Source organism: Bacillus sp. FSL L8-0099 (assembly GCF_038006385.1).
GTDB classification, from domain to species: domain Bacteria; phylum Bacillota; class Bacilli; order Bacillales; family Bacillaceae_G; genus Bacillus_A; species Bacillus_A toyonensis.
Genome location: NZ_JBBOVC010000001.1, coordinates 5,337,258 through 5,353,595 on the forward strand (window position 1 = coordinate 5,337,258; position 16,338 = coordinate 5,353,595).

At 32.9% G+C, this 16,338-nt stretch carries 14 protein-coding genes and 1 pseudogene; 7 read left to right on the forward strand and 8 right to left on the reverse strand.

All coding sequences use genetic code 11. From position 1 onward, the window contains the following. Positions 1–8 precede the first annotated feature (8 nt). The 5 genes from MHH42_RS27280 to MHH42_RS27300 form a co-directional block, all read right to left on the reverse strand. The gene (locus MHH42_RS27280) at positions 9–725 is read right to left on the reverse strand and encodes a LytR/AlgR family response regulator transcription factor (protein WP_000698261.1); all 717 of its coding nucleotides are present in this window, start codon (positions 723–725) and stop codon (positions 9–11) included. Positions 726–866: 141 nt separating this feature from the next. Further along, on the reverse strand, positions 867–2,066 hold the full coding sequence (locus MHH42_RS27285) for an MFS transporter (protein WP_340894664.1): 1,200 nt from the start codon (positions 2,064–2,066) through the stop codon (positions 867–869). A 150-nt stretch (positions 2,067–2,216) separates the two neighbouring features. Next, positions 2,217–2,957, reverse strand: a complete 741-nt coding sequence (locus MHH42_RS27290) for a WecB/TagA/CpsF family glycosyltransferase (protein ID WP_000290755.1) — start codon at positions 2,955–2,957, stop codon at positions 2,217–2,219. A 15-nt stretch (positions 2,958–2,972) separates the two neighbouring features. Next, positions 2,973–4,073, reverse strand: a complete 1,101-nt coding sequence (locus MHH42_RS27295; RefSeq protein ID WP_016107327.1) for a glycosyltransferase family 4 protein — start codon at positions 4,071–4,073, stop codon at positions 2,973–2,975. Positions 4,074–4,150: 77 nt separating this feature from the next. Beyond that, positions 4,151–5,569 carry an O-antigen ligase family protein gene (locus MHH42_RS27300; protein ID WP_000943144.1) on the reverse strand — a complete coding sequence of 473 codons (1,419 nt, stop codon included), beginning with the start codon at positions 5,567–5,569 and terminating at the stop codon, positions 4,151–4,153. A 271-nt stretch (positions 5,570–5,840) separates the two neighbouring features. On the opposite strand from MHH42_RS27300, the gene MHH42_RS27305 reads away from it, so the two are divergent. The 3 genes and pseudogenes from MHH42_RS27305 to MHH42_RS32480 all read left to right on the forward strand — a co-directional run bounded on the left by MHH42_RS27305 (position 5,841) and on the right by MHH42_RS32480 (position 7,904). Further along, the gene (locus MHH42_RS27305; RefSeq protein WP_000924376.1) at positions 5,841–6,473 is read left to right on the forward strand and encodes a trimeric intracellular cation channel family protein; all 633 of its coding nucleotides are present in this window, start codon (positions 5,841–5,843) and stop codon (positions 6,471–6,473) included. A 249-nt stretch (positions 6,474–6,722) separates the two neighbouring features. Next, a pseudogene (locus MHH42_RS32475) lies at positions 6,723–7,100 on the forward strand (protoglobin family protein); the annotation flags it as partial. Then, positions 7,098–7,904 carry a methyl-accepting chemotaxis protein gene (locus tag MHH42_RS32480; RefSeq protein WP_371399203.1) on the forward strand — a complete coding sequence of 269 codons (807 nt, stop codon included), beginning with the start codon at positions 7,098–7,100 and terminating at the stop codon, positions 7,902–7,904. The pseudogene MHH42_RS32475 and the gene MHH42_RS32480, both read left to right, overlap by 3 nt. Positions 7,905–7,973: 69 nt before the next feature. On the opposite strand, the gene MHH42_RS27315 is transcribed toward MHH42_RS32480, so the two are convergent. Further along, positions 7,974–9,287 (reverse strand): ArnT family glycosyltransferase, encoded by a 1,314-nt coding sequence (locus MHH42_RS27315; protein WP_016107329.1) that lies wholly within the window; start codon positions 9,285–9,287, stop codon positions 7,974–7,976. Between the two features lie 321 nt (positions 9,288–9,608). On the opposite strand from MHH42_RS27315, the gene MHH42_RS27320 reads away from it, so the two are divergent. From MHH42_RS27320 to MHH42_RS27330, 3 genes are all read left to right on the forward strand, one after another. Beyond that, positions 9,609–10,121, forward strand: coding sequence for an acyl-CoA thioesterase (locus tag MHH42_RS27320; protein ID WP_000412115.1), 513 nt, complete (start codon positions 9,609–9,611; stop codon positions 10,119–10,121). Positions 10,122–10,572: 451 nt separating this feature from the next. Further along, entirely contained in the window at positions 10,573–12,027 is a 1,455-nt protein-coding gene (locus MHH42_RS27325; protein ID WP_016107330.1) for an oligosaccharide flippase family protein, read from the forward strand. A gap of 27 nt (positions 12,028–12,054) precedes the next feature. Beyond that, positions 12,055–12,876, forward strand: coding sequence for a glycosyltransferase family 2 protein (locus MHH42_RS27330; RefSeq protein ID WP_016107331.1), 822 nt, complete (start codon positions 12,055–12,057; stop codon positions 12,874–12,876). Between the two features lie 47 nt (positions 12,877–12,923). Here the strand turns inward: MHH42_RS27330 and MHH42_RS27335 are convergent, their stop codons facing one another. Together MHH42_RS27335 and MHH42_RS27340 are read right to left on the reverse strand one after the other, a co-directional pair. Then, the gene (locus tag MHH42_RS27335; RefSeq protein ID WP_002046064.1) at positions 12,924–13,859 is read right to left on the reverse strand and encodes an SDR family NAD(P)-dependent oxidoreductase; all 936 of its coding nucleotides are present in this window, start codon (positions 13,857–13,859) and stop codon (positions 12,924–12,926) included. Between the two features lie 56 nt (positions 13,860–13,915). Further along, positions 13,916–14,488 (reverse strand): TetR/AcrR family transcriptional regulator, encoded by a 573-nt coding sequence (locus tag MHH42_RS27340; RefSeq protein ID WP_016107332.1) that lies wholly within the window; start codon positions 14,486–14,488, stop codon positions 13,916–13,918. 169 nt (positions 14,489–14,657) lie between these two features. Between MHH42_RS27340 and MHH42_RS27345 the strand changes: the two genes are divergently transcribed. Beyond that, on the forward strand, positions 14,658–16,211 hold the full coding sequence (locus MHH42_RS27345; protein WP_340894671.1) for an ABC-F family ATP-binding cassette domain-containing protein: 1,554 nt from the start codon (positions 14,658–14,660) through the stop codon (positions 16,209–16,211). Positions 16,212–16,338 lie beyond the last annotated feature (127 nt).

A 16,338-nucleotide genomic window follows, 5' to 3' on the forward strand; every position in this document is an offset into this window, starting at 1 on the left:
ATTACCTACTATAATTCAATTTTATTTCGAAGGCGCTTTACATAATTACGGCTGACTGGAATCGGTTGCTCATCATACCTGTCTAAATATAAATTATACGTGCCGTTATAATATGGTTTCAGTTCTTGTACATATGACATATTAATTAAATAACTTTTATGCACACGTAAAAAATCATATACATTTAGTTTATTTTCCAATTCCTGAAGTGTATATGTTGAAATATACTGATTATTTGTTGTATAAATTGAAACCGTCTTATTCTCCTTATTTTTACTCACATATACAATATCTTCTGGGAAAACATATCTAATTCCCTCTTGACCTTCTATCGGTAGTTTTCGCAAATAACTCTTTGCTCTCTCTCCTTGCTCTTTACCCATTCTATATAAAAGAAATTGTAAATCTTCTTCACGAAATGGTCGTAATAAATAATAAAATGCTTGAAAACGAAATGCTGTAATGGATTCTTCTATATCCTCACCCATAAAAATAAATTTCGTATAGCAATTTACTTCTCGTAATAAACTCGCATATTCAAAACCAGTACCATCTATTAATTGCGAACTTAAAAAAACAAAATCTGGTGTATGTTTTTTCATTATTAACAAAGATTCTGTTCCTGTATTCGCTTCAAAACATTCTATATTTCGAATATTCTCAGTAAAGTTCTCAACTAATTTCCTTCGCTCTTCTGCCTCTTCCATGATAAGTAAAATTTTCATTTATCCAACCACCTAATTCCTTTGTCCGTATGTCCTGTTGTATACATTCTCTTTAATAAGAAACAATCCCTTTTTCTTACTATACCATTATTTATCTAAAAAAACAGAAAAAAGGAAACCACCTCGGTCCCCCCTTTCCTTTTACGCTAATTCTCGTTGCTTCGTTTCTTGCCCAAGTATAACTACAGCAAGTGCTCCAATTAAAATTGATCCACAGAAGATCGTAAATATTAGCGAAAGTGAAACTTGTGCAGCAACTAAATAGCCTACTAATAACGGGCCAATAATACCACCAATACGACCAAATGCGGCCGCCATTCCTGCACCTGTACCACGAATAGCTGTCGGATACTGTTCAGGTGTATAAGCGTATAATGCCCCCCAGGCACCTAAATTAAAGAAGGATAGTAACATGCCTGCCACGATTAAAACTGTTAATGAATCTGCAACTCCAAACAAGTAGGCACTGCACGCTGTACCGATTAAATACGTAACTAATACAAACTTTCGCCCAAGACGTTCAATAAACCAAGCGGCTGTGAAATACCCTGGAAGTTGAGCTAATGTCATAATAAGTACGTACTGGAAACTTTTTATTAAACTAAATCCTTTTAATACCATTACACTAGGTAACCAAAGGAACATTCCATAATAGGAAAAGACAACACAAAACCATAAAATCCATAACATAATTGTAGCTTTACGATATTCTCCAGACCAAACTGACTTTATATTTTCGATAACAGACGGTCTTTTTTCGACCTTTTCAAATCTCGGAGAATCTGGTAAATTCCATCTTAAATATAAAGCATATAGTGCCGGAACCGCACTCAACACCATCGCAACTTCCCAACCATATTTCGGAATAACGAAATATGAGATAAGAGCCGCAATTAGCCAGCCACCTGCCCAAAAACTTTCTAATAGCACAACTATTTTACCTCGTTCATGTGCTTCAACACTCTCTGATACTAGTGTAGAGGCAACCGGAAGCTCACCGCCAAGCCCCATACCAATTAAAAATCTTAAAACGAGGAACATCGCGAGTGTCGTCGTTAAAGCAGTTAAACCACTACCGATAGAAAATAGTAATAATGTAATAATAAAGACTGATTTTCGGCCTATTTTATCCGATAGTATCCCAAAAAGGAGCGCTCCTACTGCCATACCAATTGAATTAATACTACCTATCCATCCCATTTCTTGCGTACTTAATCCCCAATCTTTTTGGAGTGCCACCATTACAAATGAAAGCATTCCAACATCCATTGCATCAAATAGCCATCCAAGCCCCGCTATGCCAAGTAGCTTTCGCTTCGAAATTTCTTTTACCTTGCCCACAAGAAGTCCTCCTCACACAGGTGTCTTTACACATCATTTTACATGTGTGAATTACATAAGTAAAATACTTTCGTGTAAAAAATTCTCCTTCATCATTCCCAAAATTTAAAATATTTATCAAAAATCAACAAAAAAAGTAGCGAGATTTCGCTACTTTTTTGAACGCATTACTTCTTTTAAAAATTCCGCTAATACTAACTGACGACGCCAGCGTGTTGGATTACTACATAACCTGTAAAACCACTCTAAATGAATCGCTTGAATCCACTTTGGTGCGCGTTTTACCTCTCCCGCCCATACGTCTAAACTTCCACCTACTCCAACAGCCATTTTCGTTTCTAAACGATGCTTATTGTTTTGGATAAAGTTCTCTTGTCTTGGGAAACCAAGTGCAACAAGTAGTAGATCTGGTTTTGCTTCTTGAATACGAGAAACGATATTCTCTTCTTCTTCTTGCTTAAAATACCCATCTTGCGTACCAACGATAGATACAGCTGAATATGTCTTCTTTAAATGATCCGCTGCAGCTTGTACAACATGTGGTTTTGCTCCTAATAAGAAAACGGATACTGGTTTATTCTCTTCTGATAACTTCGCAAACAAATTACACATTAAATCAAAACCTGCTACACGCTCTTTTACAGGTGTACCAAGCATACCACTTGCTTTTACAACCCCAATACCATCAGGTGTAATTAAATCTGTATTTAATAATGTTTTATGGAACTTTTCATCCTTTTTTGCACACATAACAATTTCAGGATTCGCTGTTACTACCTGAAAGGTATCATTTTGCTCCGATTCTAGTTGTTCCTTTAAATATTGGACTGTTTCATCCATTGTCATTGTAGAGAAAGGAACGCCTAGAATATCAACTGTTTGTACTGCCATAATTAAATATCCTCTCTATTTCAATAAAAGTTTTTTATATGCACTACGAGTATCTTCATACAAATTCTTTAGCGAGAAATGAGTAGATGCGTAATCATATAAACGATTTCCCATCTCTTCTAATTCCCCATTCAACCACTTTTCATAAGCATTTTCTAATGATTTTGCTAACGAATCTGCATCACCAATCGGTACAATCCATCCATATGTATCATCAACTATTAGCTTTCTCATATCCCCCACATTTGTTGCAATAGATGTTAAGCGCTGATTAGCTGCTTCTAATAAAACAAGGGGGAAACTTTCACTATAAGAAGTTAACAAATTAATGTGTGCAGATGCATATAATTCTTTTGAATCTGTACGAAAACCTAGAAAAATCACCTTATCCTCTAAGTTTTTTTGTTTCACCATCGCTTTTAATTCTGCTTCTATAGGTCCATCACCAAGCAAAAGTATCTTTATATTTTGGATTTTAATTTTTTGTAACGCTTCAAATAAAATACTATGTCCTTTAACAGGATGAAGACGAGCTACTTGGATCGCTGTAAATACTCCTTCATCGATACCAAATTCAATCTTATCATAAGCCTTTGCTGGAATATTATCATACTCAATTCCATTATAAATTGTACAAATTTTCTCTTCTGATACCCCAAGCTTTATTATATTTTCCTTAAAGTTTTCCGTAATTGCAAAAAACAAATCTACCTTCTTGAAAGAACGTAAATTTAATTTCGTAAATACCCATCCTTTTAATCCCCCCTTCATAAAATCTAAGGTTGGATCACTATGAACGGTCATTATCCATTTCGCTTTTATACCTTTTTTCAAGAGGGAGAGGTAGAAATTCGCTCGTGCGCCATGTGTATGCACAATGTCAAATTGATTTTCATTAATAAATGATTTTATTTTTGAAAGAATTGATAGGTCGTACCGAGATGACTGAGTAAAAACATGTACTTGAATACCAAGGTTCCTCGCTTCTCTAGCAATCGCCCCTTCTTCAAATACCATTAATTCCACTTCTTTCTGTGGAAACTGAGATAAGAGTGAAATAATATGTGTTTTCCCCCCACCTTCTTCTGCACCAGCATTAATATGCAACACTTTCATTTCTTACATCCTCCATTTTTATTTTTATTTACTATAACAAAAATAAAAGCTAACATATGCTAGCTTTTATTTTTCTATCATTCAATTTCCAAGTCAACTATTAAATATGCCATGAGTAATACTAAGTAAAAACTTACTCCAGGTGCCATTAAAATATGCCCCGCGATAAATGAGATACCTAATCCTAACAGGATTGCTGCAATTACCATTGCGTACCTTACTGTAAATATTTGTTTAAACTTAGTAAATACACATGCGATGAATTTAATACCAAAGTATACGAACGGAACTACCAGTAAAATAAATCCTATAATTCCGAATGAATAGAACCAATCATGAAAATCACGTTCAATTAATTTCGGATCTGCTTTATAGTTACCAGCATAACCCATACCTAATAATTTTTGAGACATTGGGGCTTCCTTATAAAAATCTTTATACATTTGCTCGAATATTTGACGTCCACTAAAAATAATAGCTTGAGTTTCTTCCTTTTTCTCAGCTACTTTTTCTTTCTCTTTTTCTTTCTCTCTTTCTTTTTCTTGTTCCTTTTCTTTCTCTGTCACTGGAGGTTTATGCTCTTTCGCTTCCTCTTTCTTTCTCTCTTCATTTTTCGCACTCTGTTGCTGTTCAATAAATTGGAAATGGAATCCCATGTTTTTCATGAATGGCGAAAAAGGTGTATATGCCATTATGCCTACAAAAACAGTCATTGCAATAAAACCATTTAATAAATAGACATTTTTCTTTCCATCTTTACGCTGTGTATATGCCTGGATAAAGCACATAACAACTGCAATAGCCATTGCCACAAAGATGGCTCCTACACCAACCTTCGTTCCAATTGCAAATAGTGAATAGACAACTAAAACTGAAGGAATCCAATAATATACTTTACCTATACTTTTTGTTTTTTCAATTGAATACAAAATAACAATTGGGCACATGATGGCTAAAATAGATCCTAGCTCGTTACCTGCATAAAACCAACCACGAGACCCCAATTTCAACCACGTATAACTATTGTAATCTGTTCCCGTTGCAATCGAAACCACCATTACTATTCCTATGATTAACGATGCATACGTAATATATTCAAGCATTTTTGAATGTCTTTTTTCTTTTAAAGATTTAAAAACAAACACATAACAAGTAAGCATAACAAACGGATATAAAGCTTTTGCTATAAACTTAACTTCTTCTGTAAACACCATAGGGTTCTTTGTAAATTTATTATTTATTAACCCAATAGTGAAAACAATTCCAACTAGAATTATATACGATATATATTTTATACTCTCTCTCTTCTTTGTTTGAATTAAAATATATATTCCACCTAGAAGCATAACGAATAAACGTGTAATAACTCCAATAGTCGTATCAATTTTTAAAACCATTATACAGAATGCTGTAAGCAAATCTAAAATGGGTTGCAACAAAATAAAGATTAATAGAAAATTTTCAAATTTATTACTTGTACTATTTTCCCTTAACATCTAGAACCTCCATAACTTATACCTAAATTCACTCTATACAATTATTATTATTTTTCTCATCTCAAATATGTATTATAACATATATTTTTTAATTAAACGTCTCACATTTCTATCCAACCTTACCTCATAAAAAAAGTAAATTTGCATTTTCAAACGCTTTCCTTCCTTATTTTTTCTTTTTTTCTACATGTAACGAAAATGCATTGTTATTTACATAACTTTAGTGTATATTTTTTCTCTGGAACATCTTTAGGAGGAAGGGATTACAGCCATGTTATTAATCGACATATTTACGTTTCTTGGCATTATCGCCGCTGCTATTTCTGGTACATTAGTTGGTTTAAAAAAAGATTTAGATTTATTCGGTGTCCTTTGTTTAGCTGTAGCTACTGCGCTCGGCGGCGGTATTATTCGTGATATTATGATCGGTAACCTGCCTCCTGTCGCATTTGTAAAACCTATTTACTTTTTCGTAAGCGTATTATCAGCACTATTTACTTGTATGTTTTTTGAGCGTATCAATAAACTTCAAGTCGTTATTATGCTTTCTGATGCCGTTGGCTTAGGTGTTTTTACAGCCATTGGTGCAAATGCGGCAATGTCACATCATGTTGATGCCTCATTTTTAGTTGTTTCAATGGGAGTCATTACGGGGATTGGAGGCGGTATTTTGCGTGATATATGCGCCCAAGATATCCCTTACGTATTCCGAAAAGAAATTTACGCAATCGCTTCTATATTAGGAGCAATTAGCTTCTTAATCACATATGCAATGGGGGCGCACGTATTAGCTTTCTATGTTTGTTTATTAGTAACATTCATTATTCGTGTCGTCACTGTAATATATAATGTACATTTCCCTGTTTTCTTTAAAACACATGCTAAAATTAATAAAGGTCATTAAGAGAATTCTACATAGAATTCTCTTAATTTATATACTATTCTATACACAAATATAGAGTAATTGAATATAAAAATATATAATTATATTAGAAACGAAAATGAAAACGCTTCACAAACAGGGGGAAGAACGATGCTTGGGGTTTTTAAAAAACATACTCATAAAACAAACACCAGTATAATTGAATTAAGTAAGGCACAACAAATAACCTTTAACGTACCTGCTAATTCCGAATTAAGGATTCAAATGGATATGCTACATATTTCAAAGGAAGATTTACAAATTGTAAAAGTACTACAGCCCTTTATTTATGAGGAAATAGATTGGATTACAGAAAAATTCTATGCCAATATTACAAAACAACCTAATTTAATTACTATTATTGAACGTTACAGCTCTATTCCAAAACTAAAACAAACTTTAAAAACACATATTAAAGAATTATTCAGTGGAGATATGCACGAAGATTTTATTGAACAACGTGTCAGAATTGCCAAAAGACATGTTCAAATTGGCTTACATAGAAAATGGTATACGGCTGCCTATCAAGAATTATTCCGTTCCATCATAAAGATTTTACAAACAAAGATTACAATAATCGATGATTTTTCATATTCTATAAATGTAATAAATAAATTATTCACACTTGAACAAGAGCTTGTTCTTGCAGCTTATGAATCTGAGTATGAACAAATTCAAAAAGAACATGAAAAAGAAAAAGAAATAACGGCTATGACAATTACACATATTGCAAATGAACTAGCAGCTGTATCTGAAAAAACAAGCTCTTCTATTCAAAAATTAACTGCTAAATCCGAAACTATTGTAGAGATTGCCAAAACCGGTACATCATTAGCAACAACATCAGAAGAAAAAGCTAATAAAGGTAAAGAACAATTAAATCAGCAAAACAAACGAATGGGATATATTCAAACAAATATGGAAACTATCATTACAGATACTCATGAACTTCTCAATATTTCTAACAAAATTAACGAAATCATAGATATCGTTAAATCAATTGCAGAGCAAACAAATTTACTAGCACTAAACGCCGCTATTGAATCTGCACGTGCTGGAGAGTTTGGCAAAGGTTTTTCTGTTGTAGCTGGAGAAATCCGAAAATTATCAGAGCAAACGAAAGAATCGATCTCCAACGTTACAAAACTCGTTGAAAAAACAAATGAACAGATTATTCATGTTTCTTCTTCTGTAAAACAAATTAGTTCTCTCGTATCTGAAGGAACTGATAGTATGTACGCGACAGATCAATACTTCCATGAAATCGTAAAAGATATGTCTAATTCGAAAGAACAGAATAAAAAAATTGAAAATGAATTAGAAGCTATTTCGCAAGTAATGAAGGGCATTCAAGATGATTCTTCAAAAATGGCTCTAACAGCTGATAGTCTAAAACTAGAACTAAACCGATAAGGCGAAGCTTATATTAATAACGATTTTTCATCATCTAACAATAAAAAAAGAATCCATTTTGGATTCTTTTTATTTTCTAAAAAATATTTTTTGACAATATACATAACTCATATAGACACCAAAGCTTTGTAAAATAAACAATGCTGGCATAATAATATTATAGTATGCCATATCTACTTGAAAGATTTTTAGCAATACATATCCGCTAATCAACAATAAGAACAACATGTATCCTTCATTCTTTTGTTTCTTAATAAGGAAATGTAATAAAGCTATAGCCATGAATAATGTTATTGCTATATATATCAGCTTTTCACATTTGAATAGGATAGAATTTATCCCCTCATCTGAAAACTGATTCATTACTGGTTTTAGCAGTTTAAATCTTTCACTCTCAATCTCTTTTAACTTTTGATCAATATGTTCTATTACAGTTTGATTTTCCAGTATTTTTTCCTTTTTTTGATTTTTACCGATTAAAACCGATTGAACATACGTCTCATTCGAAATCGTATATTGTGACATTCCCATCGTCTTAATTCCGTAACTCACGCCAAAATGAACACTATAAAATAGAATAAGCATCCCTATCATCTTTAATAGTATTTTTTGTTTCGTTGCAGATTGAAACAATTCAATTAACAACACATATACCGCAATAAAAATAGGAAGAAATAACCCCATTGGGAACAGCATATTGCTAAATGCAAATAAAGTCGCTGAAAGCACCCACATATAAGGATGTTCTAATCCTTTATATAAAAGTATGTAACAAGCAAAATAAAATAAGCATATTGCGAGCGACTCAGGCGCTAATAAGGAACTCATAAATATATTTGGAATATATAAAGCGTAAAATACGGACGCAATGCGACCACATTCTTCCCCAAAAACCATAGCGGCAATACGATAAATTAAAAATGCAGTTCCTGTACAGAACAAAATATTAAATAACTGTAAAACAAATACCGTATCACCAAATATACGAATAACCATCGATTCATAAATGATAAAGGGTAACTGTGTTACATTCTCTATATTATTGCCAATTGCAATCTGCTTTGCAGACTCATACATCGCTTTCATATCACCGATGATTGGAACATCTACAAATAAAACCATACTAACTCTCACAACTATAGATACGCTCATAAGAAAAATAAAAAATTGTTTATCTGTAAAACGATATTGTAAAATTGATGCCACTAACAATATGAGGATGACGAAAATTGCCAATACGATTGTTACACTCGTTGTACTTCCTCCAAAAAATTGCTTACTTGTTTCAAACGCCGACCAACAACTATAAACAAAAAATGCGAGCATCGCACCAATCATTATTTTACTGAAAAAAGACGAAAAATTTGTTTGTATATGATTCATATGTCCATTGCACCTCTATCTCCATTCATAACAAAACGATTCTATCATGAATAGGTACACGGCTGATAGGGAATTTCTATGACAAATATATAGTCATTACTTTTTCACTTGCAATGTAAGCGAATCCTCTTTTACACTACACTTTAGACAAAATAAATTTTCTTTCAGTTACATGAATATACTTTCAAAAGTATTATTACTCCTCTACTCATACATTTTACTTGTTTAAATACCCGGTAAAATCAAATAGGAACTAACCTTCCTTTTATGTCATAAAGAACATGTCACTCTGATTGAAAATGTACACTAGGGGCTGAATATATGGAAAAGAAATTTATGAGAGAATCAAAAGCAATTAAAACAACACGTGTTTTTCCAAATGATTTAAACAACCATCAAACATTATTTGGTGGCAAATTATTGGCTGAAATTGATAGTATTGCTTCTATTGCAGCAGCAAGGCATAGTCGCAAGCATTGTGTGACAGCATCCATTGATTCTGTTGATTTTTTAACACCTATTCATCAAGCTGACTCTGTTTGTTATGAGGCATTTGTTTGCTATACTGGGAAATCATCTATGGAAGTCTTCGTAAAAATAATTGCAGAAAATTTATTAGAGGGAGAACGCCGTATCGCCGCTACTTGCTTTATTACATTCGTAGCATTACAAGATGGAAAACCTTCTTCTGTACCTCAAGTATTACCAGAAACTGAGGAAGAACATTGGTTGCATAAAACTGGTTCCGAACGTGCTGAGACCCGAAAAAAAGGACGTTTAAAAAGCAAAGAAATGGCTGAGGTATTAACTTTAAATAAGCCTTGGAGTGTATAAAATTTCAATATCGAAAATACCTTCTGAGCGGATAACTAAATTGTATTCGCTCATTTCTTTATAAACAGTTCAAGTCTCTCATACAATCTCTACGTCTTTTCACAAATACTATGTAATATTTTTATACATATCTTGGCTAGGCTATTTCAATATTAACTTTTTCTAGTGTATAAAGTTCTATTTATAACTCGCTTCTAATCGAGGAATAGTTGCTTTACAAAGTTTATGTAAGGTACACTTATACGGGCGGTCAGCAAACTAATTTGAAAATTTGCAAGTTGTGTAGAAAACGCCTTGTTTTTTACTATATCAAAATACAATAAAAAACGATCATTATTCTTTACCAACGAAAAACAATTTCATTTTAGTTGAAGTAATTATCCCTACTTAAAAACTTTAATATAAAACGCATTTTAATTAAATTGTATTACTTTAATGGAAAGGTGAAACTATGCAAAAGTCTATTGTTTCAAATATTTTTTATAAAATACTACTCAATACGTTTAACATTATACTTCCCATCTTAGTTGGTCCATACGCATACCGCATGCTAGGAGCCAATTCAATGGGAACTGTTAACTTTGCTGAAACTATTTTTAATTACTTTTTCATATTCGCGGTTTTTGGTGTATATCAATATGGCTTACGTGAAGTTAGCTTAATTAAAAATGATAAAAAGAAAGTTTCTCAATTATTCACAAGTCTCTATGTAATTAATGTTACAACTAGCCTTTTAGCTTTATGTGCTTTTTTAGCCTTTAGTTATATTGGATATGGAAATGAAAGCTTATTTCCTGTTCTTCTTATTTTTGGCTTCAATTTTATTTCCAATCTATTTTATGTGGAATGGTTCAATGAAGCATATGAAAATTATGACTTCATCACTAAAAAAACAGTTATTGTTCGACTAATTTATGTTGTACTGCTTTTCTGCCTAGTTCATGGAGTGGATGATTATAAAACATTCGCAGGTTTATTAGCACTATCAACATTTTTAAATCATTCTATTAGCTTTGTATATGTGAAACGCCAAGTTAAGTTTGATTTTTCTAACTTAACCATTATCCCGCATTTAAAACCGTTGCTATTAGTCGTCATTTTTTCAAATGCTAATATTTTATATACACAATTAGATCGTCTTGTGTTAGGTGAATACGCCGGAAAAGCAGAGGTCGCTTACTACGTTATGGCTTTTCAAATTATGACCATTATTAATACACTTATGTTAAGCGTTGTACAAGTAACAATTCCACGGCTTTCTTACTTATCAGGAAATGCATCTGAAAGTGAGTATGAATCTTTGTTAAACAAAATTTCAAAAGTGTATTTTATTACCCTATTTCCCGCCGCAATTGGTTTAATGCTCATTGCTCACGGAGCTGTTGTCATTTATGGTGGATCAGAATTTGCTGGGGCTGGTAATACATTAATTGTGTTCGCTTTCTATATGATTACAGTTGGTATTGAATCTATTTTATCGAATCAAATTATTTATGTTAAAAAGAAGGAAGGTATTTTAGTACGCTTCTTATTCATTTGCGGGTTTATTAACCTAGCATCTAATATTGCACTAATATTCTTCCATGTGCTTACACCAGCGACAGCAATTTTCACAACTACAATTGCTAACAGTTTATTAATTGTACTTGAATATATTTATGTTAAAAAGAAATTAAAAGTGAATTATACATTATTTGATATGCAAAAACTTAAATATCTATTTTATTCACTAACATTTGTACCAATAGCATTCGTTATTCGTATGTTCGTATCTGGACAAATACTACAAGTTCTCCTAGTCATGGTAGCATGCGGATTAACATATGCTCTTATCCTTTTCTTAACAAAGGATGAAATTCTCTTTACTCTAATAGAAAAAATACAAGCACGATTTAAAAAAGCTTAAACGTAATTCTTAAAGGAGCTGTTAAAATTGAAATTCTCTTTAATCATGGCTACTTGTGGCAGACGTGATGATATTCTTGACTTACTAAAATCACTTGAAAAACAAACTTACCAAAACTTTGAACTCATCGTAGTAGATCAAAATGATACTCCAATCTCGGATCTCTTTGATGAATATAAAGAAAAATTTTCTATTAACTACATTTATACACCTATTAAAGGGTTATCTAGAGCTCGAAATACTGGATTAAAAGTAGCGGATGGCGATATCATCGCTTTTCCAGATGACGATTGTATTTATGAAACAAATGTTTTAGAAAGTATATTAGAAACTTTCAAATCTAATAACGATGTTCAGTTTATATCAACAAACACTACTAATGTTGAAGGAACTGGTTCTTTAATACTTGCACCTAATACAGACATTATTCTTAATAACAAATATGGATTTTTAGGTCCCTCTTTTACACTATTCTTTACAAAACAATTTGTACAAGATGTAGGTACATTCGACGAGGATTTAGGTGTTGGCTCTGGAACGATTTATGGAGCTGGTGAAGAAACCGACTTTGTTCTACGCGGTATGAAAAAAGACCACACTGGTTTATTTAGAAAAGATCTGTTCGTATACCATCCTGTAAAAGAAGAAGTTATAAATGAACAATCATTAAAACGTGCCATTTCTTATGCTGGCGGTTTTGGCAGAGTGATTCGCTTACATTATGGATTCCCTTATTTCTTACGTGCTGTTGCTGCTGCCACATTCCGTATGACACAAAATATTTCTAATGATAAACGTAAATTCCATGCAAATCGTTTACGCGGGATTATTCGTGGATATTTAAAATAAACTCATATGAAAAAGGTGTAACCATTTCTATGAAATGGTTACACCTTTTATTTCTTTTGCATAGATAAGATTGTTTCCTCTAATCCTTCGCGATAAGATGTTTTAGGTACTTTCCCAATGAGCATTTCATATTTTTCTCCACTTAATACAACCGGTTTTTCTGTCAAATAGAGCATTTCTACATATTCTTTCATCTGCTTATCAAATAAACCCATTAACTTTATTATTCCTCTTTTTACGGTCATAACTTGTTTTGTATATCCCGTCAATTCGCGTATATATTGCATCATCTCTTCTCCGGTAATGACACCGCAACCTGGTATGTTCCACTGTTGTCCATAAGCCTCCTCACATAACGCTAATTCAACCATCGCTTTTGCGCCATCGGGCGTAAAAATATACTCGCGTGCAATTCTCTTATCTCCAACAAAGCTAGACACTTTATTTGCAAGTACGCCATGTAAAGTATGATGAACAAGTGTGCTTTCCGCATTTGGACCGTAAAAATCAGGAAAATGAGCAATAAACATTTTGACGCTACTCTGCTTTGCCATCGCTTCAAGTTGTAATCGTATTTTCCCCTTCTTCGTATGAGGATTCTTTTCAGCATCTTCTTTAACCAGCCTTTGATTTTGCCTTCCATATGCATAAATATTATCAACGATCCCTAACTTACTATCACTCTCTTTTGCTACTTCCAATATGTTTCTTAATAGTTTATGTTGCTTCTTTTCCCAATCTGAATATGGGATATTTACAGCATGGAATATAACATCTACACCTTTCGCCGCATCTATTATATCCTCTTTTACAAATACATCTCCTGCTACTGTTTGTATATGTTCCTCTCCTTGAAATAAATTCTCCAACTTCTCCTTATTTCTTGCAAAGGCAACTACATCAATCCCTCTATTACATAACTCCTTTGTAATCGCATATCCCATTGCTCCTGATGCCCCCAGTACTAACGCTTTTCTCATCATAAGTTCCCCCTCTAATTAATTAACCACTGTTCAATTAATAACAAAAAGAAAATCACCTACATTAGAAGCGATTTTGAAATAAACTCTACATGCACTTGAGCAAGCCCCTTTAATTCTTCAAATGTTTGCCCACTTCCGCAATAATGTGCGACAAACCCATGTAATGATAAAAAGACAGACCATATCGTCATTGTATCTATTTTTTTATTACATAAAGAAAAAACAACCTTTGCAAATTTTTCATAACTAACATTTGGGCCGTCTGCCAAACATTCCTTTAACTCATCGTTTTTAATTAAAAACATAATTTCATAATGACTTTGATTTTTCAAACCAAACTCTATAAAACCAAATAAAACTGCTTTTAACTGCTCTTCTCGAGATAAGTTTCTTTTACTAATTTCATCTAACTTTTCATTTAACAATTGAAAGTCTTGTTCTACCATCGCATAAAAAAGTTCAGCTTTATTTTTAAAATGGTAATAAATTGAACCATGGCTATACCCTAGTTCCGTCGCAATTTTACGCATTGAAGTGTGCTGATATCCTTGTTGTACAAATAAATTTCTTGCTACGTTCATAATCATTTCTCTTGTTAACTCTTGTTTGACTGCTCTTCTTGGCGACATTTTTTATACCTCACGATTTAATTAACCACTGTTCAATTATATTATATATTTTTTCCAAAATAATGCAACTCCTTATTTGAAAAAATATACATTTTTGAAATGATAGCATTATATCGAAGAATTTAGTATCATGATTCAAGACACTATTTAGAATTGAACGGAGGACATTATGAGCTTATTAACTGTTGAAAAATTAGGCCATACATTTGGTGATCGTACATTATTTAAAGATGTATCCATGCGCTTACTCGCAGGAGAACACGTTGGATTAGTTGGAGCAAACGGTGTTGGTAAATCAACATTTATGAATATAATTACTGGTCAACTTATCCATGATGAAGGCCGAGTTGAATGGACACCTGGTACAAATTATGGTTACTTAGACCAACATACAATTTTAACACCTGGCCGCACAATTCGTGACATATTAGCAGATGCGTTTTTACCTTTATTTGAACAAGAAAAAGCTTTAAATGAAGTTACAGAAAAAATGGGAACTGCTACACCTGAAGAATTAGAAGAGCTTCTTGAGCAAATGGCAGAAATACAAGATGCTCTTGAAGCAGGGGGTTTCTATTTATTAGATATGAAAATTGAGGAAGCAGCGCGTGGTCTTGGAATTGACGCAATTGGTTTAGATCGTGATGTTGCCGCATTAAGTGGTGGACAACGTACAAAAGTGTTACTTGCAAAATTACTACTTGAACAACCAGAAGTATTACTATTAGATGAACCTACCAACTATCTAGACGTTGAACATATTCATTGGTTAACAAATTATTTAAAAGAATATCCACATGCATTCCTATTAATTTCCCATGATACGGAATTTATGAATAAATGTGTCGATATTATTTTCCATCTAGAGTTTACAAAAATGACGCGTTATACAGCGACATATGAAAAATTCCTAGAACTTGCGGAAATTAATAAAAACCAACATATTAATGCTTACGAAAAACAAAAAGAATTTATTAAAAAACAAGAAGATTTTATTGCGAAAAATAAGGCTCGCTACTCAACGACAGGTCGTGCAAAGAGTCGTCAAAAACAACTCGATCGTATGGAACGTATCGATCGTCCTGAAACAGCAATTAAACCTGAATTCTCATTTAAAGAGAGTCGCGCAAGTAGCCGATTCGTCTTTGAAGGAGAAAATGTAGAGATTGGATATACACATCCGTTATTACCAAAATTAACGATGACAATCGAACGTGGTGAAAAAATTGCAATCGTTGGATGTAATGGGGTCGGTAAGTCAACACTATTAAAGACAATTTTAGGTAAGATCAAACCATTAAGCGGAATAACAAGTCTTGGTGACTTCTTAAATCCATCATACTTCGAACAAGAAGTAAAAGCTGATAATATAACACCAATTGATGATGTTTGGAATACATTCCCTAGCATGGACCAACACCAAGTACGTGCAATGCTAGCAAAATGCGGTTTGAAAAATGAACATATTTCTCGTCCACTGAACCAATTAAGCGGTGGTGAACAAGCAAAGGTTCGTTTATGTAAGCTAATGGGAGAAGACAGCAACTGGTTACTATTTGACGAGCCGACGAACCACCTTGATGTTACAGCAAAAGAGGAACTAAAAAAGGCGTTGAAAGCATATAAAGGAACAATTCTTCTTGTATGCCACGAACCGGACTTTTATGAAGATTGGGTAACAAAAGTTTGGAATATAGAAGAATGGGCTCAGCAAAAAGCTTAATTCTTAATAAATATCCCCTTACATGGTATATCATTTATACAAGGGGATATTTATTTTTCTCGATAAGCTGTCCTTCCAAACACATGTAAATTCTTATCCTTCAAATTTTAAAAATAAAAAAGCAATT

Coding starts and splice junctions, on each gene's coding strand:
- MHH42_RS27295 (WP_016107327.1), bottom strand. CDS start 4,073: ATGAAAGTGTTGCATATTAATGCTGGTGCAGAAGAAGGTGGGGGGAAA.
- MHH42_RS27320 (WP_000412115.1), top strand. CDS start 9,609: ATGGAAAAGAAATTTATGAGAGAATCAAAAGCAATTAAAACAACACGT.
- MHH42_RS27325 (WP_016107330.1), top strand. CDS start 10,573: ATGCAAAAGTCTATTGTTTCAAATATTTTTTATAAAATACTACTCAAT.
- MHH42_RS27345 (WP_340894671.1), top strand. CDS start 14,658: ATGAGCTTATTAACTGTTGAAAAATTAGGCCATACATTTGGTGATCGT.
- MHH42_RS27335 (WP_002046064.1), bottom strand. CDS start 13,859: ATGATGAGAAAAGCGTTAGTACTGGGGGCATCAGGAGCAATGGGATAT.
- MHH42_RS27340 (WP_016107332.1), bottom strand. CDS start 14,488: ATGTCGCCAAGAAGAGCAGTCAAACAAGAGTTAACAAGAGAAATGATT.
- MHH42_RS27290 (WP_000290755.1), bottom strand. CDS start 2,957: ATGGCAGTACAAACAGTTGATATTCTAGGCGTTCCTTTCTCTACAATG.
- MHH42_RS27300 (WP_000943144.1), bottom strand. CDS start 5,569: ATGTTAAGGGAAAATAGTACAAGTAATAAATTTGAAAATTTTCTATTA.
- MHH42_RS27305 (WP_000924376.1), top strand. CDS start 5,841: ATGTTATTAATCGACATATTTACGTTTCTTGGCATTATCGCCGCTGCT.
- MHH42_RS27315 (WP_016107329.1), bottom strand. CDS start 9,287: ATGAATCATATACAAACAAATTTTTCGTCTTTTTTCAGTAAAATAATG.
- MHH42_RS27280 (WP_000698261.1), bottom strand. CDS start 725: ATGAAAATTTTACTTATCATGGAAGAGGCAGAAGAGCGAAGGAAATTA.